The following is a 19,058-nucleotide window of genomic DNA, read 5'->3' as shown; positions in this document are numbered from 1 at the left end:
TTGCGACGTGTACCTTTTCGGTCGTCAGGCGTGTGATGGATCAGGTGTGGATCGCCTGGCTTTGCAGGTTGGCTGCAGGGCCCTTGTCCGCCCACCATCGCAGGACACGCCGCAAGTACGTCCGTGTAGGCTCTTACGCGGCATCCATGCCGCGTAAGGTCCCGCGACGGTGGGCGGACAAGGACCAGTCGAGATAATCGGTGTGTGTGGTGCAAGCGACGCTTGACGTGAATTGCATGGATCGCCGTATAGACGATCAGATCCCCGTCGCAAATTGAGCAGCAGAAAAGCATTCAAAATGCAGCCTGCAAGCTTTCCATGCTCCTAGCCCAAGCCGAGCAACGGACAAGCTTTTAATAAAGCAGCCGACGAACTCTCTGGTGCGCAACCCTTGCCGGTTGCGGGACCCTTGGCGGCATGGATGCCGCCAAGGAGCCTCCATGGACGGATTCACGGCGTGTCCCGCAAGTGGTGAGGGCATCGCGTCCTCGACTCACTGAGCTTTTGACCGGCGCATTTCAATAGCCGGGCGGGCGACGCCGGGCGCTGCGACAGCTTGCGTCAGCTCGCGATGACCAGGCGCGCGCCGAGGCGCATGCCGGCTTCGGCTTCACGCAGCCACTGCGCCATGTCGCGCGGCGACAGCGGCCGCGAGTAGAAGTAGCCCTGGATTTCGTCGCAGCCCTGCTGGCGCAGCAATGCGTCTTCCTGCACCGTTTCCACGCCTTCGGCGACCACCTGCATGCCCAGCGCGTGGCCCAGATGCACGATGGCCTGGGTCACTTCTGCGGTGTTGGCGTCGTCGAGCATGCCTTGCACGAAGCTGCGGTCGATTTTCAGACGCTGCACCGGGAAGCGGTTGAGGTAATGCAGGTTGGAGAAACCGGTACCGAAGTCGTCCACCGCCAACAGCACACCATTCTGTTCGAACAACTCGAAACAGCGGCGCAGCGAGTCGGAATCGCGGATCAAGGCCGATTCGGTCAATTCCAGTTCCAGGCGCGATGGCGACCAGCCGTTGTCGCGGCAAATTTCCAGTACGCGCTCGGCAAAGCCGCGCTCGCGCAACTGCACCGCAGAGACATTGACCGCGATGCGGCTGAAATTGAGCCCGGCGCGGTCCCAGACCACGGCCTGACGGCAGGCCTCGCCGATCACCCATTCGCCCAGGCGCACGATCTCGCCACACTCCTCGGCAATCGGAATGAACTCGACCGGGCTGCACTGGCCATGGCCGGGGCGATTCCAGCGCATCAGCGCTTCGATCGCCGGCGAGGATTCACCCACCGTGTTGACCAGCGGCTGATAGACCAGGGTGAATTCTTCGCGTTCCAGCGCACCTTGCAGCGCGTGTTCCAGCTCCAGGCGGCGCTGTGCACGCATCAGCACGTCCTGGCTGTAGTAATGGAAGGTGTTGCGGCCCGATTCCTTGGCTGCATACATCGCCGCATCGGCGGCGCGCAGCAGGCTGTCGAAATCCGACAGGCCCTCGCCCTGCAGCGCGATGCCGATGCTGGCACCGAGCTTGAGGGTGACGTGGTCCTTGCGCAGCGGCTCGCCGAGCGCGCTGATCAGCTTGCGCGCTACGTGGCCGGCGTCTTCCGGCTCGGAGAGATCGCGCAGCAGCACGATGAATTCGTCGTCGCTAAAGCGGCCGAACAGGTCGCTGTTGCGCAGATGCTGGTGCAGGCGTGCGGAGGCCAGCTTGAGCAGATTGTCGCCGGTGGCGTGACCGAACGAATCGTTGATGCTCTTGAAGCCATCCAGATCGATCAGCAGCATCGCCAGTACCTGGCCGCGCTCGTGCGCTTCGCGGATCGCGTTCTCTGCCTGCTCGCGCAGCAGGAAGCGGTTGGGCAGACCGGTCAGGCGATCGTAGTGGGCCAGCAGCTCGATGCGCTCGTTGGCTTCGCGTTCGCGGGTGACGTCGCGGAACAAGGCGACGAAACGCGGCGGCAGGCCTTCGCGACGGTCCAGCTCGATCAGCACCTGTACCCAGATCCGCTGGCCGGAGTTGCGGTAGAAACACAGCTCCAGCTGTTCGGGCAGGCCGCCGTCGGAGATACGCAGCAGCGCCGCCTCGAAAGCGTCGCGCGAGTCCTGCGTGTACAGCGACAGCGCCTGCTCCAGGGTGATGTTTTCCTTGCGCAGGCCGTGAATGCGGTAGCACTCCTCGGTCCACTGCATGCGCCGGGTGTCGACCTCGATCTCGCAGCCGCCGATCTTGCCCAGCGCAGACACGCGGTTGAGCAGCTCGGTGCGCCAGCGGATCAATGCATCGGTCTGGCGCTGCTCGGTGACGTTCTGCAACTGGCCGAGCAAACGCACCATGCTGCCGTTGCCATCGAACACCGGCTGCGCCCAGACCCGCAGGTGATGCGGATTGACGTCGCCAAGCCCATTGATTTCCAGCTCGAAATGCACCGGCAGGCCTTCGTGCTTGATCTTGCGCCAGGCGCTGCGCAAATGCGCAACCGACGGCCGGCCCAGCAGGCGCAGGATGTCGCGAATGCCCTGCAGGCGCTGCTGGGTCACGCCGAGCTGTTGCAGGAAATCCGGCGACACCCACAGCGTGTCCTTGAGCGTGTCCCAGCTCCAGCTGCCCATGCTGGCGATGCGCTGGGCCTCTTCGAGCTGGGCCTGCTGCTCGCGCAGCTGCTGCTCGAGCAACTTGTGGTGGTGCACATCGGTATGCGTGCCGACCATGCGCAGCGGGCGGCCGTCGGCGGTCCGCGACACCACGCGGCCGCGATCCAGGATCCAGCGCCACTGGCCGTCGTGCTGACGCAGACGGAATTCGGCCGTATAGGTATCGGTGCGCCCGTCCAGGTGCGCCTGCACGGCAGCACTGACCAGCGCGTGGTCGTCGGGATGGATCAGCCCGGACAACGCGGTGAGATTGTTCGGTAGCGGCTGCTCGGAATAACCGAGCATGCGGGTCCAGCGCTCGGAGCGGTAGACCACATCGGCTGGAATGTCCCAGTCCCACAGTCCGTGATCGGCGCTGTCCAGGCCCATTTCCCAGCGGCTGGTACCGTCGGCGCCCATCGGCTCGGGAATGCTCAGAGTGAAGGCCATGACCTGGCCGTGTTCGTCGCTGACCGCGCGCAGCCAGCCTTCCAGACGCCCGCCACCGGTACCCGGCAGCACGCAGGCGGCCATGCCGCCGCTATTGGCCACCTGGACGCGACTGCTTTCCAGGACTTCGGCATAGGCGCCAAGGGTGGACGGCAATCCCAGCGATTGCGCAACGCGGTTGGCCGCCAGAGGCTGGCCATGCGCATCCAACAACACCACCGCCGAGGTCAGCGGGTGCTGCAGCATGCTTGCAATGACGCCTGAGTCCACTCTGGAACACTCCGAAGAATCGACCCCGGCCTTCGGAGTCGCAATGGATAACGGCCGTTTCCTGGATTAGTTGAGGCGCGTGTTTCGGGCCCGACCGAACCGGGACGAGTTGCGGCTAAGATGGTTGCATCGCCAGCACCAAAGGTCGTCCGCGGACCCATGCCTCATCCTGTCGCCGCGCCCGCGTTTTCGTCCGCTCCCGTGTCCCGTCTTCGCCTCGCCGAGCGCCTGCAACAAGGTCTGTGGACCCTGACCGGGCTGTATTTGCTGGTCGGCGTGATCTGGCTGCTGCTGGGCAACCGGCTGCTGCACCTGGCCGGCGCCGCCATGCCGGAGCGCTGGTCTGACGCCAGCTTCCTGCTGGTGTCGAGCGTGGTGATCCACCTGGTGCTGCGCCGTTTCGTGGCGCTGATCGTGGAAGAGCACGCGCAACTGGCGCAATCGGAGGCGGTGCTGCAGGCCAAGTTCCTGGCCCTGCCCAGCCCGGCGCTGATCTACGACCTGGCCACGCTGCGCATCCTGGATGCCAACCCGGCAGCGCTGGAATTCTTCGGCTGGGAGCGCGACGAATTTCTGCAGCAGACGCTGCAGGCGATCTGGCCCAACGCCGACGGCGCGCGCCTGGAGGAAATCATCGCCCAGATCCGCGCCAAGGGCGACGCCACCTGCACCCTGCACGAGGATCTGCTGACCCGCAGCGGCCCGCGCCATGTCGAGATCCGCAGCAACCAGCTGCATCTGGCCAGCGGCCCTGCCCGCCTGGTGGTCACCGTGGACCGCAGCGAGGAACGCCAGGCGCAGCATCTGCGCGACGAGGCGCTGCAGCGGCTGGAAGAAGCGCAAAGCATCGCGCGGCTTGGCTCATGGCAGTTGGATCGCGCGACCGGATTGGGGCGCTACTCGCCGGCGGTGTACCGCCTGCTCGGCCGCAGCGTGCCGATGCATCGGCGCGAACATCGGCTGGAAGAATTGTTGACCGCCTCGGACACCGCCACCCAGGCGCGGATCGAGCGCATGATCGAGGACATGTGCACCGGTGGCGACGTGCAGATCGACGTGCTGCTGCCGCTGACCGGCGGCGATTCGCAGCCGCGCACCGTGCATCTGCGCGCAGAAAGCGTCACCAACCCGAACGGCGCCCGGCATATCCATGGCACGCTGCAGGACGTCAGCGAGCGCGAGCAGTCGCGCCGCTTGCTGCGCGAGCGCGAGGAGCAGTTCCGCGAGCTGGTCAGGGTGCTGCCCGATGGCGTGCTGATCCTGGCCGACGAGCACGTGATGTATGCCAATGCCGCCGGTTCTGTGCAATTCGGTTTCCAGGGCGAAACCATCCTGGGCGAGCCGCTGCAGACCCTGGTCGGCGACAGCGACCTGCCGGTGGTGCGCGAGTACCTGCGTGCGGGCAGCGATCGCAACGAGCCGGTATCCAGCGCACGGGCGATGCGCCGTCGCGATGGCAGCACCTTCTATGCCGGCCTGTCGGCCGGCGATATCCGCTACGGCGGGCGCAGCTGCAAGTTGCTGGTGGTACGCGACCTGAGCGAACCCGAACGCATGCGCGATGCGCTGGCCGAGAGCAATGCCGAGTTGCAGGCGATGGCCAAGCGCCTGTTCTCGCTGCAGGAAGACGAACGCCGCGCGATCTCGCGCGATCTGCACGACGACATCGGCCAGGCCATAACGGCAATGAAGCTGTCCGCGCATGCGGCGCTGGACGAGCCCGATCCTGACGCGCGCCGCGAAGACCTGCTGGAAGTGGTGTCGCTGGCCGACAGCACCGTGACCAAGCTGCGTAACCTGTCGATGCTGTTGCGTCCGCCGCAGCTGGATGCGCTGGGCTTGGAGGCGGCGCTGCGCTGGCAGGCCTCGATGCTGTTTCGCGCATCGCCGGTGCGGCTGGAGCTTGATATCCAGGCACTGGACGTGCGCCCGGGCAACGAGATCGAGCAGGCGTGTTTCCGGATTGCGCAGGAAAGCCTGACCAACGCGCTGCGCCACGCCTGCGCCGGCGAAGTGCACATGCGGCTGTACTCGATCGACAGCGAAAGCTTCCGCCTGGAAGTCAGCGATGACGGCGATGGCTTCGAACCGGAAGGCCCGCGTGGGCTCGGGCTGATCGTGATGCGTGAGCGTGCGCAAACCGTCGGCGGCGCGCTCGCGATAGAATCAGCACCCGGAGCAGGCACGCGCGTGACGTTGCGCCTGCCCTATCACCCGGTCGGCGAGCCCGTCCACGACGATGGTGGACGTTAAGTCATGTGGAGCCCCGTAATCCCGCCCGGACTGGAAATCGTCAAACCCACCCGCCTGGGCGCGGGTAATCCCGAACTGCTGCATCTGGTGGACGCTGCCGCATCCGGCGGCCCGCCGTTGATGGTGTTCCACATCGATATCGATCACTTCGCCTCGATCAACGAGAACATGAGCGCCGAAGTCGGCGATCAGGCGCTGACGCTGGTGGCGCGCCGGCTGCAGGATTTTCTTGGCGCGCGCGGCAAGTTGTGGCGTCACGGCAGCGATGAAATGGTGGTGGTGGCGGTGCGTCGCGAAGACACCCCGTTGCCGGAGGATTTTGCCGAAGAGATCCGCCAGCAGCTGGAACTGCCGCTGTCGGTGCTGCCGTACACCTTGTTCATGACCGGCAAGGTCGGCATCAGCCTGTGCCCGGAACACTCGACCTCGCTGTCGATCCTGCTCGACTACGCCGAAGAAGCCAGCTACCAGGCCGCACGCGAAGGCGGCAATACGGTGCGGCTGTACACGCGCAACTCGACCACCAATGCGCATAGCGAAAGCATCATTGCGCGGCAGATCGTCGACGCGATCCCGCATGGCGAACTGCGCCTGCGCTACCAGCCGCTGGTGAGCGCACGCGACGGCCGCATCGTCGGCATGGAAGCGCTGCTGCGCTGGCAGTCGCCCACCCTGGGCATGCTGGTGCCGGAGCGCTTCATGCGCACCGCCGAGCGCCTGGGGGTGATCGTGCAGATCGGCGAATGGGTGCTGCAGAACGCGGTGCGCCAGGCGCGGCTATGGCGCGACCAGGGCTTCGACGATTTCAGCATCGCGGTCAACGTGTCCACGCTGCAGCTGTTGCGCCCGGGTTTCTTTAATGAAGTGATGGCGATGCTGCAGACCGCCGGCGTGCCGGCGCAGTTCGTCACGCTGGAGATCAATGAAAGCGCGTTGACCAACAACGTCAACTTCGTCCACGAGACGATGGCCAACCTGCGCAACGAAGGCATCAGCCTGAGCCTGGACAACTTCGGTACCGGCGATTCCAGCCTGAGCGCGCTGGTGCGCTATCCGGTGGACCGGCTGAAGATCGATCGCAGCTTCATCAAGAGCGCGCCGGCCGGCAGCCGCGAGGCGGCGATTGCGCGCGCGATCATCGCGATGGGCCACCAGCTCGGCATGACAGTGATCGCCAACGGCGTGGAATCGCAGGCGCAACTGGGCTTTTTGCGGCGCAACGATTGCGACATCTTCCAGGGCTATCTTTTTGGCGAGCCGATGTCGGCCGAGTCGGCCGGCATGGCGCTACGCCGCCGCTACCTGCGCCCGGAATCGTTCGCCGAAAGCCGCCCCGACCGCACGCTGCTGCTGCTGGACGACGAAGAAAACGTGCTGCGCTCGCTGGTGCGCCTGTTCCGCCGCGATGGCTACCGCATCCTGGCCGCCGGCAACGTGCGCGACGCCTTCGACCTGCTCGCCACCAACGACGTGCAGGTGATCCTGTCGGACCAGCGCATGAGCGACATGAGCGGCACCGAGTTCCTGGGCCGGGTCAAGATGCTCTACCCAGATACCGTGCGCCTGGTGCTGTCCGGCTACACCGACCTGGCCACGGTCACCGAAGCGATCAACCGCGGCGCAATCTACCGCTTCCTGACCAAGCCCTGGAACGACGACGAGCTGCGCGAGCACATTCGTCAGGCATTTCGCACGCATGATGAGCTGCGTAACGGCAGGGAATAGGGATTCGGGAATCGGGAATCGGGAATCGGGAAAGCAGTGCACTGGCCCTGCATGTTCCCGAGATTTTCAATTTGCGCGTCAAGCGCAAATCACAAGCAAACCCGCTCTACCGATTCCCCACTCCCTATTCCCGATTCCCAGCGCGCCAGCGCTACCGCGGCTGCCGCACCGGTAGCACGATCCGGAAACTGGCGCCCTGCCCCGGGACGCTTTCGACGTCGATGCGGCCGTGGTGCTTGTTGATGATGCCGTAGGAGATCGACAGGCCCAGGCCGGTGCCGCTGCCGACCGGTTTGGTGGTGAAGAACGGGTCGAAGATGCGTTGCAGCAGGTCCGGGGCGATGCCGGCGCCGCTGTCCTGGAACTGGATCCAGACATTCTCGGTCTCGTCGCGGCCGGTGGTGACGGTGATCGTGCCACGCTCGACGATCGCCTGGCCGGCGTTGAGCAGCATGTTCATGTAGACCTGGTTGAGCTCGGACGGCAGGCATTCCACCAACGGCAGCTCGGCGTAATTGCGCTCCAGCGTGACCTTGTACTTGAGCTCGTTCCAGATGATGTTGATCGTGGATTCGAGACCGGCATGCAGGTCGACCATCTTCCACGACTCGGAACGGTCCGAGTACGAGAAGTCCTTCAGGTCGCGCACGATGCGGGTGACCCGCTCGATGCCTTCGCGCGATTCGGCCATCAGCTGCGGCAGGTCGCGGCTGATGAAGTCGATGTCGGCGCGATTGCGGATCTCGTCGATCTCCGGAATCAGCGCCTTCGGATCCGGCGCCTGCAGTGCGCGCTCATAGGCTTCGATCAGCGTGAACAGGCTGCGCAGGTATTCCTGCAGGCTGCCGAGATTGGAGTGCACGTAACCGATCGGATTGTTGATTTCGTGCGCCACGCCGGCGGCCAGCTGGCCGATGGAGGCCATCTTTTCCGACTGCAGCAGCTTGTCCTGCGCGCCGTTCAGACGCAGGTAGGCCTGGCGCAGTTCGGCATGGCGCTGCTGCAGCTCGCGCTCGTAGTCCTGCTGGCCTTCGATGTTGTGGAACAGCGCCAGGAAGTGCCCGACGCCCTGCTCCTCGTTGTAGTACAGATGCGCGATGACCACGCGATCGGCCACCGGCAGGCTGCCGGTCCAGCTGCCCTTGCTGCGCGCCTGATTGAGCGCATCCGACGGCAGCACCTGCGAGATCCGCTCGCCGAGATTGCGGTCGTCGGCAGGATCTTCCTTGCACAGGCTCTGGCGGGCGATGGCGTTGGCCAGGATCAGCTGTCCGTCGGCGCGGAACAGCAGCACGCCCTCGAGCATCTGGTCGCCAAAGGCGCGCAGCATGGTCGAGGACGGTAACAGGGTTTGATTGAGAAAAAACTTGGCAGTCACGGGACAGGGCGGCGTAGAGGACGCTTCAATATACGCCGAACCGCCCAGGCCTCGTATTGCGCGGGGCCACGCTCTTGCACGCCGGGCAGCTCAAAGCTGTATCACTTGCCTCGTCCAGCCTGCGTGCGCTCGGGCACGCTACGGTACTTCAGGCCACTGCCAGCGAACGACCGCCGCGCAGCACGCTCGATTGGCCCTTGGCGTCGTAGGACGGCGCACTCTCGGTGCGGCCCAGGTGACGCAGTGCCCAGTTCACTTCGCGGCGCCGGCGTGCCAGCAGCGCGCCGTTGGCGCGATTGGCTTCGGCCAGTTCGCGCAGCCGCTCTTCTTCGCCCTGGGGCATTGCCGCTTCCAGCGCGCGCAGTGCCGACAGCTTGTCCTGCGTATGGCGCATCAACCCATCGATGTCGTTCTCGAGTAATGCCTGGCGTTCGCCGGCCAGCGCATCGCTGAGACGTTGCAGGAACTCGTTCACGTTCATCCTTTGGGTCGGGGATTAGCCCGCCAGTTGCTGATTCAGATCCATCATGCGGCTGGCGATGGCATCCGGGTTGATGGAGTAGCTGCCGTTCTGCAACGCATCCTTTACTGCCTGGACGCGACCGGTGTCGATCGCTGAGGACTGCGACAGCGTGCGCTGCAGGTTCTGCAGGTTGGTCGCCTCACCGGTCAGCTTGACGCTGTCGGTCGGCGGCAATGCGGCGATCGGGGACGCGCGATCTTCACCGGCCGAAGCGATCTTGCTGCTCGTGGCCGCGGTGCGAAGGGTTGCAGCGGTCGGTAGATTGCCTTCGATTTTCTGGCTCATGTCGGGAACTCCTCTACAGGTCGTAGGGGATAACGGCATGCCAAAAAAAAACTTTATAGCGATTTTCTATCTGGACACCACAACGGTCCCGCTCGCTTCGACGATCCCCTGCACCACCCGGCGCGAAGAGGAATTTTCCACCGAAACCCGCTCGTTCTCGCCGGCATCGGACAGTGCGCGACCGCTCATACGCACCTCCAGACCGCCATTGCGCGACACCAGCGGCACGGTGTCGCCGCGCCGGACCAGCCGCTGCGTGACCAGATCGTTGGCCGACAGCAGCGAGCCGGCCGGCAGGATGCGCCGGGCGGTCTTGCCCACCGCCGCCACCGGATCGGCCAGCACCGCACCGACGATGCGCGCCGCATCACGCTTCTCGATACTGATATCGGCCAGCGAAATGACTTCTCCAGCGCTGATGCCGCGGCGCAGCACCAATACATCCTGGTTGCGGCGCACCTTCAGCGGCACGAACAGGCGCCAGCCGGCCGGTTGCGGGCAGGCCACTTCCACCGTATTGGTGCCAGTCGGCTGCGCCTGCAGCGCGATCGGACAGGCCGGCATGCGCAAGCCCGGATCGAGCGTGGCCTCGGCCTCGGCATCCGGACCAACGGTGGCCAGCGCCGCAGCGCGGATGGAATCGACAGACTGATAGCTCTGGGCCCAGGCCGGAGCGGCAGCCAACAAGATGACAAGCAGGAGCAGGCGCATGGGACCAGATCCGGAGGGAGACGGAACAGACAGTGCAAGAGGCGTGCCTGTTTTTGAATCGGGAATCGGGAATGGGGAATCGGTCGGGGGCTGAGCCTTGATAGGTCTTCGTTGCTGATGTGCGATTTGCTTAGTGACACCGTAGGTACGTCACAGCAGGATCCTTCGCCTCGGGCTTGCTGCAAAAAGCCCTCCGCTTTTGCGATTCCCCATTCCCTACTCCCGATTCCCGACAGCGCCCCACACCAAACTTAAAACCACTCAAGTTTTCCAGGGGCGCTGTCGATATCTGCCCCATGACCCACGATCTGCTCAACCGCATCGACCAGCGCACGCGTCTGGCTGGCCACAACCGACTGGCCCTGCTGCTGTTCCGGCTGGGCGGGCGCCAGCTTTTTGGCGTCAACGTGTTCAAGGTGCAGGAGGTGCTGCGCCGCCCGGAGCTGTTCCAGGTGCCCGGCCTGCCGACCGAGTTCGCCGGCGTGGCCGACGTGCGCGGGCGCTCGGTGCCGGTGCTGGACCTGGGCCTGGCGATCGGCCACCCGGAGCGCGACGCGCACTCGGAAAACGGCCCCGGCTACCTGGTGGTGGCCGAATTCAACCGCTCGGTCCAGGGCTTTCTGGTCAGCGGCGTGGAGCGCATCGTCAATATTGCGGTGGAAGATATTCACCCGCCGCCGGAACTGGGCGCCGAAGCCACTTATTTGACGGCGGTGACGCGGTTCCAGGGCGAGTTGATCCAGGTCATCGACGTGGAAAGCGTGCTCGCCGACATCGCCAAGGTCAGCAAGGACGTGCAGCTGGATCCCTCGCTGCAGCTGGTCGCCTACGACCGGCAGTTCCAGGTACTGGTGGTGGACGACTCGCGCGTGGCGCGTCAGCAGATCCGCAGCGTGCTCGACCAGCTCGGCGTCTCGGCAACCTTGTTGTCCGACGGCCGCCAGGCGCTGGACCACCTCTTGCAGGTGGCTGCATCAGGCGAGAATCCGGCCGACCGCTATGCGATGGTCATCTCCGACATCGAAATGCCGGCCATGGACGGCTATACGCTGACGACGGAAATCCGGCGCACGCCGGGCCTGCAAGGCCTGTACGTGCTGTTGCACACCTCGCTGTCGGGCGTGTTCAACAACGCCATGGTCGAACAGGTGGGTGCCAATGCCTTCGTGGCCAAGTACAGTGCCCACGAATTGGCCGACTACGTGCTGGCGCGCCTGAAAGTGGTCGCCGAAGCGGCCTGAGCAGGCCAGGCGGCTGCCGGGTCGGAGCCGACGGCAGCGACAAGGCGCCACGCCGGGCTTCCAGGAGCCCGGCAACATTGAAGTTGGGGCGGTGTGCATCAACCCGCTTTTAAAGTGATATCCGCTGACGCCGGACGTGGCCGGACTGCGCCTCGGTTAGTGCCGAACCTTCCGGCCTGGCGTGCCTGATTGAAGCAACGCCGCGACGGATACGAAGTCCATCGCGTTCCCGGGACGGCCAACCTGCCGTTCGTCGGCAGCGCCGATCACTCTGCGCGTTCCGCGGCCCGCACCACCTCGATTGGCACAAACATTGCTTTCTCCCTGGTAACACTTCGCGGGAGAGCACCGTGTCCAATTCCATCTCGTCCTTTCTAGGCATCCACGGCGATGCTCTGCCGCTGCGCGAGCAGCGCATGAAGCTCATTGCCAGCAATCTGAGCAATGTGGACACCCCTGGCTACAAGGCAAAGGATCTGAATTTCGAGGCGGCGCTCAAATCGGCCGAAGGCGTGCGCGACGGCACCCTGCTGCAGACCACCGACGCCAAGCATTACGAGATCGGCAGCAGTGCCGGGCTCAACCCGTTCCAGATCACCCGCGAATCCGACCAGCCCAGCCTGGACGGCAATACCGTCGATCCCGATGCCGAACGTGCTGCCTACGGCCGCGCCGCGCTGGAATACCGCGCCTCGCTGAGCTTCCTCGAATCCAAGGTGCGCTCGATGCTCACCGCGATCACCGGCCAATAAGTCATGAGCAATCTACCCATCTTCGATGTGGCCGGCTCGGCGCTGCACGCGCAGTCGGTCCGCCTGAGCACCATCGCCTCCAACCTGGCCAATGCCGACTCCGTCGCTGGCTCGGCCGAGGCGACCTACAAGCCGATCGAGCCGATCTTCCAGGCCCAGCAAAGTCGCCAGGACCCCAGCCTGACCTCGGTGAACGTCAAGGAGATCACCACCACCAACGCGCCACCGATCCGTCGCTACGAGCCCGGCCATCCGCTGGCCGATGCCGATGGCTACGTGTTCTCGCCGGACGTGGACCCGGTCTCGCAGATGGTCAACATGATCTCGGCCTCGCGCAATTACCAGGCCGGCGTGGAAATGCTCAACACCGCCAAGGAACTGGCGCTCGCCACCCTGACCATGGGTCGCTGACCCTCCTAGCTGACCCTTCCCTTACGGAACCTTTCACATGAGCACGATCGGTAGTGACCTCTACACCAGCCTCGGGCTGACCTCCAGCAGCGCCACGGCGACCAAGAAGAAGGAGGAATCGCTCGGCCAGGCCGACTTCCTCAAGTTGATGACCGAGCAGCTGCAGCACCAGGACCCGCTCAAGCCGATGGAAAACAGCGCGTTTCTGGGCCAGTTGGCGCAGTTCTCCACCGTGCAGGGCATCGGCGACCTCAATACCAAGGTCAGCAGCTTCTCGGCAGCGCAGAGCAGCGATCAGGTGCTCAAGGGCGCCTCGCTGGTCGGGCACAACGTGCTGGTGCCCTCCGCACAGCTCGCCATCGATGCCACCAATTCGGCCAAGGGCGTGGTCGCCGCGACCTCGGCCGGCACCGTCAATTTCGAAATCACCGATGCCAACGGCGCCTTCGTCAAACAGCTCAGCGTGCCGGCCAGCGCCGCCGGTGAAGTGTCGTTTGCCTGGGACGGCACCGATGCCAACGGCAACCGCATGGCCGCCGGCAAGTACGGCGTGACCGCCACCCAGACCGACACCGCCGGTTCCAAAAGCAAGTTGTCCACCTATGTCGACGCGCCGGTGGACAGCGTCACGATCGGCTCGGACGGCCTGTATCTCAACCTGACCGGGCTAGGCACTTCCCCGCTCGCCAACGTGCTCCGCGTCAGCTGAGCCGGCAACCGACACTTAAAGGACCTCATCCATGGCTTTCAATACCTCGTTGTCCGGCATCAACGCAGCCAATGCCGATCTGAACGTCACCTCCAACAACATCGCCAACGTCAACACGACCGGTTTCAAGGAATCGCGTGCCGAGTTTGCCGACATGTTCCAGAGCACCAGCTACGGCCTGTCGCGCAACGCGGTGGGTTCGGGCGTGCGCGTCAGCAATGTGGCGCAGCAGTTCTCGCAGGGCAATATCGACCCGACCGGGCGTAGCCTGGACTTGGCGGTCTCCGGCGAGGGTTTCTTCACCGTGACCTCCAACGGCGCCAAGATGTACACCCGCGCCGGCAACTTCCAGACCGATGCCAACGGCTACGTGATCAATCCGCAGGGCGCGCGCCTGCAGGTCTTCGCCCCCAACCCGAGCGGCAACGGCTTCGACGTCGGCCGCCTGTCGGACCTGCAGCTGCTGACCACCGACAGCCCGCCCAAGTCGACCTCCACGGTCAACCTGGCCTTCACCCTGCCCGGCAATGCCACCGCCCCGTCGGTGACCCCGTTCAGCCCGGCCGACGACAAGACCTACAGCCACTCCACCGGCGGCATCAACGTCTACGATTCGCTGGGCGTCAGCCATGTGCAGACCTCCTACTTCGTCAAGACCGCCAACCCGAACGAGTGGCAGGTGCACAACTACGTGGACGGTGCCGCGGTCGGCGCGCCCACCACGCTGCAGTTCTCCGATACCGGCGCGCTGACCACCCCGGCCAACGGCATCATCACGATGGACCCGTTCACCCCAAGCACCGGCGCCGGCGTGCTGAACATGCAGCTCAACGTCAGCGGCTCGACCCAGTACGGCGAAGCCTTCGCGCTGCGTGATACCCGCCAGGACGGCTATGCCAGCGGCAAGCTCAATGAGATCAGCATCGACACCAGCGGCGTGGTGTTCGCGCGCTACTCCAACGGCGCCGACAAGCCGCTGGGCCAGGTCGCGCTGAGTACCTTCGTCAACCCGCAGGGCCTGCAGTCGCAGGGCAACAACATGTGGGCCGAAAGCTACACCTCCGGTGCCGCCCGCACCGGCGCACCGGACACCTCGGACCTGGGCCAGATCGAATCCGGCTCGCTGGAATCCTCCACGGTGGACCTGACCGAGCAGCTGGTGAACATGATCGTGGCCCAGCGCAACTTCCAGGCCAACTCGCAGATGATCTCGACCCAGGATCAGGTCACGCAGACGATCATCAATATTCGTTAACGGCTGGGATGAGTGATTAGGGATTAGGGATTGGCAAGAGCCGGTACTCCGTCAAGCGGATACCGGCCCTGCCCCCCTCTTCTGCCAGGTCGCAATAGCCCGCGTTTACGAATCCCGAATCCCGACTCCCCAATCCCGGTGCCTCATGGACAAAGCTCTCTACGTTGCGATGACCGGTGCCCGCGCCTCCCTGCAGGCGCAGGGCACCGTGTCGCACAATCTCGCCAACGTCGATACGGTGGGGTTCAAGGCCGCGTTGGCCAATACCGAGGCGTTCAAGATCCAGGGCAAGGGCTATCCGTCGCGGATCGATGCGCTGCATGTGGACCAGGGCTTCGACCGCAGCCAGGGCCACCAGAAAGTCACCGGCAACCCGCTGGACGTGTCGCTGCAGCAGGACCGCTGGCTGGCGGTGCAATCGCCCGACGGCAGCGAGGCCTACACCCGCAACGGCGAGCTGGCACTCACCGCCAATGGCCAGCTGGTCACCGCCAATGGGCATGCGGTGCTGGATGAGGGCGGCAACCCGATGACGATCCCGCCGCACCAGGCGATGGAGATCGGCAGCGACGGCAGCATCTCGATCATTCCGCAGGGCGAAGGCCCGCAGACCATGGCCATCGTCGGCAAGATGAAGGTGGTCGACGCCCCCGCCGACCGTTTGACGCGGCGCCCGGACGGGCTGATGCGTAACACCAGCACCGACCCGGCGCAGGCGTTTGCAGTGGCCACCGGCAAGACCATCAACAGCGGCATGCTGGAGGGCAGCAATGTAGATGCCGCCGGCGCGCTGGTGGAGATGATCCAGCTGCAGCGTCAGTTCGAAATGCAGGTCAAGATCATCAAGAACGGCGACGACAACGCGCAGTCGGCCAATTCGCTGCTGCGGGTTAGCGGCTAAGCGCCACTGGCGCCCACTGCCGCACCGCCGGTTGGCTTGCCGCGCTGCCTAGCACCTGGATGGCGGCCGCCTAGGGGACGTGGCTCGCGAGCGAAGTGGCATGTCGTTCGACTCCTGCGGTCTCGCAGGTGGTTCGTACGCGGTTGACGCTGACTACCGATGGTTTGTCGGCCAGGTGTGTGCGGTTGGCAATGCTGTTGATCTGGGCATTCGCTGCAGAGCGGCTGGTTTGTGACTTGGCTGCGGGGCCCTTGCCCGCCCACCATCGCAGGACACGCCGCAAGTACGTCCATGTAGGCTCTTACGCGGCATCCATGCCGCGTAAGGTCCCGCGACGGTGGGCGGGCAAGGACTTGTCGAGATGGTCGGTACGCAGGGTTGCGAGCAGAGCATGCGGTGTGTTGCTCGGATCGCATCGCTTCCGATTCGCTTCACGATTCAACCCGAGCAACAAGCAGCTTTTCACACGACCACCGATTCACTCTCTGGGGCGGTGGCCTCGCCGATTGCGGGACCGTGTGGCGGCATGGATGCCGCCACCGAGCCCCCAGGGATGGGTTCACGGCGTGTCCCGCGAGCGGTGAGGCCACCGCGCCCTCGACCAACCAGCCTGTTGACGGCGTCGCAATGCCAGCCGGCAAATCCCCAAACCCTTCCGCACGCAGCGCCAGGGGTTCACACGTCGTCGCACATATCGCTGACCGGCGACCGATCTAGCGCGCCTGATCTGCTGCGCAGAGTTCCACCGCTTCCGCTTAGCCGCTACCTGTCCGCCGCCAGCCCGTCCAGCGCAGACTGTCGCGCCCGCTTCGCGTGATCCAGTGCACAGCCGGCAAAAATCCGACGCGGGTTTGGCACGGCACGTGCATATACCCACCCGTACCCGGAACACATCCCCGGGTCTAACGAGGAATCGGGTCATGAATCAGGCTTTGTGGGTCGCCAAAACCGGACTGGATGCGCAGCAGACGCGCATGTCGGTCATTTCCAACAACCTGGCCAATACCAATACCACCGGCTTCAAGCGCGATCGTGCGGCGTTCGAAGACCTGTTGTACCAACAGGTGCGTGCGCCGGGCGGTTCCACCTCCGCGCAGACGCAGCTGCCGACCGGCCTGCAGCTGGGTACTGGCGTGCGGGTGGTCTCCACCTTCAAGGGCTTCGACCAGGGCAGCCAGCAGCAGACCGGCCGCGCGCTCGACGTGATGGTCAACGGCCGCGGCTTCTTCGAAGTGCAGATGCCCGACGGCACCTCGGCCTATACCCGCGACGGCACCTTCCAGATCAATGCGCAGGGCGAGCTGGTCACCAACAGTGGCTACCCGCTGCAGCCGGGCATCCAGATCCCCGAAGGCGCGCAGTCGCTGACCATCGGCAACGACGGCACCATCAGCGTGACGCTGGCCGGCCAGGCCGCCGCGCAGGAAATCGGCGCGTTGACGCTGACCGACTTCATCAACCCCTCGGGCCTGCAGTCCAAGGGCGAGAACCTGTTCGTCGAAACCACCGCATCCGGCCCCGCGCAGAACGGCACCCCCGGCCTCAACGGCCTGGGCAACACCGTGCAGGGCGCGCTGGAAGGCAGCAACGTCAACACGGTGGAAGAACTGGTGAGCATGATCGAAACGCAGCGCGCCTACGAAATGAATGCCAAGGCGATCTCCACCACCGACTCGATGCTCGGTTACTTGAACAACAACGTCTGATCGGCCCGCCGGTCACTGCCCTCTCAGGAATCCACGCCATGTCCCGCCTGCCTTCTCTTTCCTCCCTGTGCCTCGCCATTGCCTGCAGCGCGCTGCTGGGCGGCTGCGTGGCGGCCGGCGATGTGCGGCCGTTCGCCGAACTGGCGCCGATCGTGCCGGTGGTCGCGCCGGTGGCGCAGCCCACCGCCGGGGCGATCTACGCTGCCGGCCCGAGCCTGAACCTGTACGGCGACCGCCGCGCCCGCGATGTCGGCGATCTGCTGACGGTGAACCTGGTGGAAAGCACCACCGCCTCGTCCACCGCCAATACCAGCATCAGCAAGAAGGACGCGACCACCATGGCTGCGCCGACGCTGCTGGGTGCGCCGCTCACCGTCGGTGGCTTGAATGTGCTGCAGAACTCGTTGAGCGGCGATCGCAGCTTCGACGGCAAGGGCAACACCGCGCAGAGCAACCGCATGCAGGGCAGCGTCACGGTCACGGTGATGCAGCGCCTGCCCAACGGCAATCTGGTGATCCAGGGGCAGAAGAACCTGCGCCTGACCCAGGGCGACGAACTGGTGCAGGTGCAAGGCATCGTGCGCGCCGCCGACATCGCCCCGGACAACACCGTGCCCTCGAGCAAGGTCGCCGACGCCCGCATCGCCTACGGCGGCCGCGGCGCGATCGCGCAGTCCAACGCAATGGGCTGGCTGAGCCGCTTCTTCAATTCCCGTCTGTCGCCCTACTGAGCCTGCGACCATGAATCTGTCTTCCCTGCCCTTCCGTCTGCTGGCTGCCGCTGTGGCGGTCTGCGCGATCGCCGCGCCGGCCTCGGCCGAGCGCATCAAGGATCTTGCCCAGGTCGGCGGCGTGCGCGGCAACGCGCTGGTCGGTTACGGCCTGGTGGTCGGCCTGGACGGCAGCGGCGACCGCACCAGCCAGGCGCCCTTCACCGTGCAGAGCCTGAAGAACCTGCTCGGCGAGCTGGGCGTCAATGTTCCGGCGAACGTCAATCCGCAGCTGAAAAACGTCGCGGCCGTGGCCATCCATGCCGAACTGCCGCCGTTTGCCAAACCCGGCCAGCCGATCGACATCACTGTGTCCTCGATCGCCAACGCGGTGTCGCTGCGTGGCGGCTCGCTGCTGATGGCACCGCTGAAAGGCGCCGACGGCCAGGTCTATGCGATGGCGCAGGGCAATCTGGTGGTCGGTGGCTTCGGCGCGCAGGGCAAGGACGGCTCGCGGGTGTCGGTCAACATTCCCAGCGTCGGCCGCATTCCCAACGGCGCCACCGTCGAACGCGCATTGCCGGACGTGTTTGCCGGCAGCGGCGAGATCACCCTCAACCTGCACCAGAACGACTTCACCACCGTCTCGCGCATGGTCGCGGCGATCGACAGCAGCTTCGGCGCCGGCACCGCGCGTGCGGTGGATGGCGTGACCGTGGCAGTGCGCTCGCCGACCGACCCCGGCGCGCGTATCGGCCTGCTGTCGCGGCTGGAAAATGTCGAACTGTCTCCAGGCGATGCCCCGGCCAAGGTGGTGGTCAACGCACGTACCGGCACGGTGGTGATCGGGCAGTTGGTGCGGGTGATGCCGGCGGCGATCGCGCATGGCTCGCTCACCGTGACCATCAGCGAGAACACCAACGTCAGCCAGCCGGGCGCCTTCAGTGGCGGCCGCACCGCGGTGACCCCGCAGTCGACGATCACGGCCACCTCCGAAGGCAGCCGCATGTTCAAGTTCGAAGGCGGCACCACGCTCGATCAGATCGTGCGTGCGGTCAACGAAGTGGGCGCCGCTCCCGGCGACCTGGTGGCCATCCTGGAAGCGCTCAAGCAAGCCGGTGCGCTCACGGCGGAGCTGGAGGTGATCTGA

At 65.1% G+C, this 19,058-nt stretch carries 16 protein-coding genes; 11 read left to right on the top strand and 5 right to left on the bottom strand.

Annotated features, from left to right (window positions below; translation table 11 throughout):
• Positions 1 to 561: 561 nt before the first annotated feature.
• A complete protein-coding gene (locus tag ABQY74_RS10270) occupies positions 562 to 3,348 on the bottom strand; it encodes an EAL domain-containing protein (RefSeq protein WP_181105605.1) in 2,787 nt (928 codons plus the stop codon).
• A gap of 120 nt (positions 3,349 to 3,468) precedes the next feature.
• Here ABQY74_RS10270 and ABQY74_RS10265 point away from each other — a divergent pair, with 120 nt between their 5' ends.
• Both ABQY74_RS10265 and ABQY74_RS10260 read left to right on the top strand, forming a co-directional pair.
• A complete protein-coding gene (locus tag ABQY74_RS10265; protein WP_080931317.1) occupies positions 3,469 to 5,601 on the top strand; it encodes a PAS domain S-box protein in 2,133 nt (710 codons plus the stop codon).
• A 3-nt stretch (positions 5,602 to 5,604) separates the two neighbouring features.
• Positions 5,605 to 7,326, top strand: coding sequence for an EAL domain-containing protein (locus ABQY74_RS10260; RefSeq protein ID WP_039521514.1), 1,722 nt, complete (start codon positions 5,605 to 5,607; stop codon positions 7,324 to 7,326).
• Between the two features lie 151 nt (positions 7,327 to 7,477).
• Here the strand turns inward: ABQY74_RS10260 and ABQY74_RS10255 are convergent, their stop codons facing one another.
• The 4 genes from ABQY74_RS10255 to flgA form a co-directional block, all read right to left on the bottom strand.
• Positions 7,478 to 8,704 carry an ATP-binding protein gene (locus ABQY74_RS10255; protein ID WP_039527359.1) on the bottom strand — a complete coding sequence of 409 codons (1,227 nt, stop codon included), beginning with the start codon at positions 8,702 to 8,704 and terminating at the stop codon, positions 7,478 to 7,480.
• 148 nt (positions 8,705 to 8,852) lie between these two features.
• On the bottom strand, positions 8,853 to 9,185 hold the full coding sequence (locus ABQY74_RS10250) for a hypothetical protein (protein WP_024939614.1): 333 nt from the start codon (positions 9,183 to 9,185) through the stop codon (positions 8,853 to 8,855).
• 15 nt (positions 9,186 to 9,200) lie between these two features.
• Positions 9,201 to 9,512, bottom strand: coding sequence for a flagellar biosynthesis anti-sigma factor FlgM (flgM, locus tag ABQY74_RS10245; protein WP_016901729.1), 312 nt, complete (start codon positions 9,510 to 9,512; stop codon positions 9,201 to 9,203).
• Between the two features lie 66 nt (positions 9,513 to 9,578).
• On the bottom strand, positions 9,579 to 10,223 hold the full coding sequence (gene flgA, locus ABQY74_RS10240) for a flagellar basal body P-ring formation chaperone FlgA (protein WP_039527362.1): 645 nt from the start codon (positions 10,221 to 10,223) through the stop codon (positions 9,579 to 9,581).
• A gap of 296 nt (positions 10,224 to 10,519) precedes the next feature.
• Between flgA and ABQY74_RS10235 the strand changes: the two genes are divergently transcribed.
• From ABQY74_RS10235 to ABQY74_RS10195, 9 genes are all read left to right on the top strand, one after another.
• Positions 10,520 to 11,464: a chemotaxis protein CheV gene (locus ABQY74_RS10235; protein WP_016901727.1), complete on the top strand. Its 945-nt coding sequence runs from the start codon at positions 10,520 to 10,522 to the stop codon at positions 11,462 to 11,464.
• Positions 11,465 to 11,814: 350 nt separating this feature from the next.
• Positions 11,815 to 12,216, top strand: coding sequence for a flagellar basal body rod protein FlgB (gene flgB, locus ABQY74_RS10230; RefSeq protein ID WP_024939612.1), 402 nt, complete (start codon positions 11,815 to 11,817; stop codon positions 12,214 to 12,216).
• Positions 12,217 to 12,219: 3 nt separating this feature from the next.
• The gene (flgC, locus tag ABQY74_RS10225) at positions 12,220 to 12,627 is read left to right on the top strand and encodes a flagellar basal body rod protein FlgC (RefSeq protein ID WP_005914451.1); all 408 of its coding nucleotides are present in this window, start codon (positions 12,220 to 12,222) and stop codon (positions 12,625 to 12,627) included.
• A gap of 37 nt (positions 12,628 to 12,664) precedes the next feature.
• The gene (locus tag ABQY74_RS10220) at positions 12,665 to 13,336 is read left to right on the top strand and encodes a flagellar hook capping FlgD N-terminal domain-containing protein (protein WP_016901725.1); all 672 of its coding nucleotides are present in this window, start codon (positions 12,665 to 12,667) and stop codon (positions 13,334 to 13,336) included.
• A gap of 31 nt (positions 13,337 to 13,367) precedes the next feature.
• Positions 13,368 to 14,591 carry a flagellar hook protein FlgE gene (gene flgE / locus ABQY74_RS10215; protein ID WP_016901724.1) on the top strand — a complete coding sequence of 408 codons (1,224 nt, stop codon included), beginning with the start codon at positions 13,368 to 13,370 and terminating at the stop codon, positions 14,589 to 14,591.
• Between the two features lie 145 nt (positions 14,592 to 14,736).
• Positions 14,737 to 15,492: a flagellar basal-body rod protein FlgF gene (flgF, locus tag ABQY74_RS10210; RefSeq protein WP_005921307.1), complete on the top strand. Its 756-nt coding sequence runs from the start codon at positions 14,737 to 14,739 to the stop codon at positions 15,490 to 15,492.
• 920 nt (positions 15,493 to 16,412) lie between these two features.
• Positions 16,413 to 17,198 (top strand): flagellar basal-body rod protein FlgG, encoded by a 786-nt coding sequence (flgG, locus tag ABQY74_RS10205; RefSeq protein ID WP_016901723.1) that lies wholly within the window; start codon positions 16,413 to 16,415, stop codon positions 17,196 to 17,198.
• A gap of 38 nt (positions 17,199 to 17,236) precedes the next feature.
• Positions 17,237 to 17,929 (top strand): flagellar basal body L-ring protein FlgH, encoded by a 693-nt coding sequence (gene flgH, locus ABQY74_RS10200; protein WP_016901722.1) that lies wholly within the window; start codon positions 17,237 to 17,239, stop codon positions 17,927 to 17,929.
• 10 nt (positions 17,930 to 17,939) lie between these two features.
• On the top strand, positions 17,940 to 19,058 hold the full coding sequence (locus ABQY74_RS10195; protein ID WP_039521506.1) for a flagellar basal body P-ring protein FlgI: 1,119 nt from the start codon (positions 17,940 to 17,942) through the stop codon (positions 19,056 to 19,058).

The sequence above is a fragment of the Xanthomonas sp. WHRI 7064 genome, from assembly GCF_040202355.2.
GTDB lineage: Bacteria > Pseudomonadota > Gammaproteobacteria > Xanthomonadales > Xanthomonadaceae > Xanthomonas > Xanthomonas arboricola.
The sequence above is the reverse complement of the archived record's forward strand: the minus strand, read 5'-3'. Positions and strand labels throughout refer to the sequence as shown.

What these genes read in the sequence shown, in the direction of transcription:
- flgH (WP_016901722.1), top strand. Translation starts at nt 17,237, where the DNA reads ATGTCCCGCCTGCCTTCTCTTTCCTCCCTGTGCCTCGCCATTGCCTGC.
- flgC (WP_005914451.1), top strand. Translation starts at nt 12,220, where the DNA reads ATGAGCAATCTACCCATCTTCGATGTGGCCGGCTCGGCGCTGCACGCG.
- ABQY74_RS10265 (WP_080931317.1), top strand. Translation starts at nt 3,469, where the DNA reads ATGGTTGCATCGCCAGCACCAAAGGTCGTCCGCGGACCCATGCCTCAT.
- ABQY74_RS10260 (WP_039521514.1), top strand. Translation starts at nt 5,605, where the DNA reads ATGTGGAGCCCCGTAATCCCGCCCGGACTGGAAATCGTCAAACCCACC.
- ABQY74_RS10195 (WP_039521506.1), top strand. Translation starts at nt 17,940, where the DNA reads ATGAATCTGTCTTCCCTGCCCTTCCGTCTGCTGGCTGCCGCTGTGGCG.
- flgA (WP_039527362.1), bottom strand. Translation starts at nt 10,223, where the DNA reads ATGCGCCTGCTCCTGCTTGTCATCTTGTTGGCTGCCGCTCCGGCCTGG.
- ABQY74_RS10220 (WP_016901725.1), top strand. Translation starts at nt 12,665, where the DNA reads ATGAGCACGATCGGTAGTGACCTCTACACCAGCCTCGGGCTGACCTCC.
- flgE (WP_016901724.1), top strand. Translation starts at nt 13,368, where the DNA reads ATGGCTTTCAATACCTCGTTGTCCGGCATCAACGCAGCCAATGCCGAT.
- ABQY74_RS10250 (WP_024939614.1), bottom strand. Translation starts at nt 9,185, where the DNA reads ATGAACGTGAACGAGTTCCTGCAACGTCTCAGCGATGCGCTGGCCGGC.
- flgM (WP_016901729.1), bottom strand. Translation starts at nt 9,512, where the DNA reads ATGAGCCAGAAAATCGAAGGCAATCTACCGACCGCTGCAACCCTTCGC.
- ABQY74_RS10235 (WP_016901727.1), top strand. Translation starts at nt 10,520, where the DNA reads ATGACCCACGATCTGCTCAACCGCATCGACCAGCGCACGCGTCTGGCT.
- flgF (WP_005921307.1), top strand. Translation starts at nt 14,737, where the DNA reads ATGGACAAAGCTCTCTACGTTGCGATGACCGGTGCCCGCGCCTCCCTG.
- flgG (WP_016901723.1), top strand. Translation starts at nt 16,413, where the DNA reads ATGAATCAGGCTTTGTGGGTCGCCAAAACCGGACTGGATGCGCAGCAG.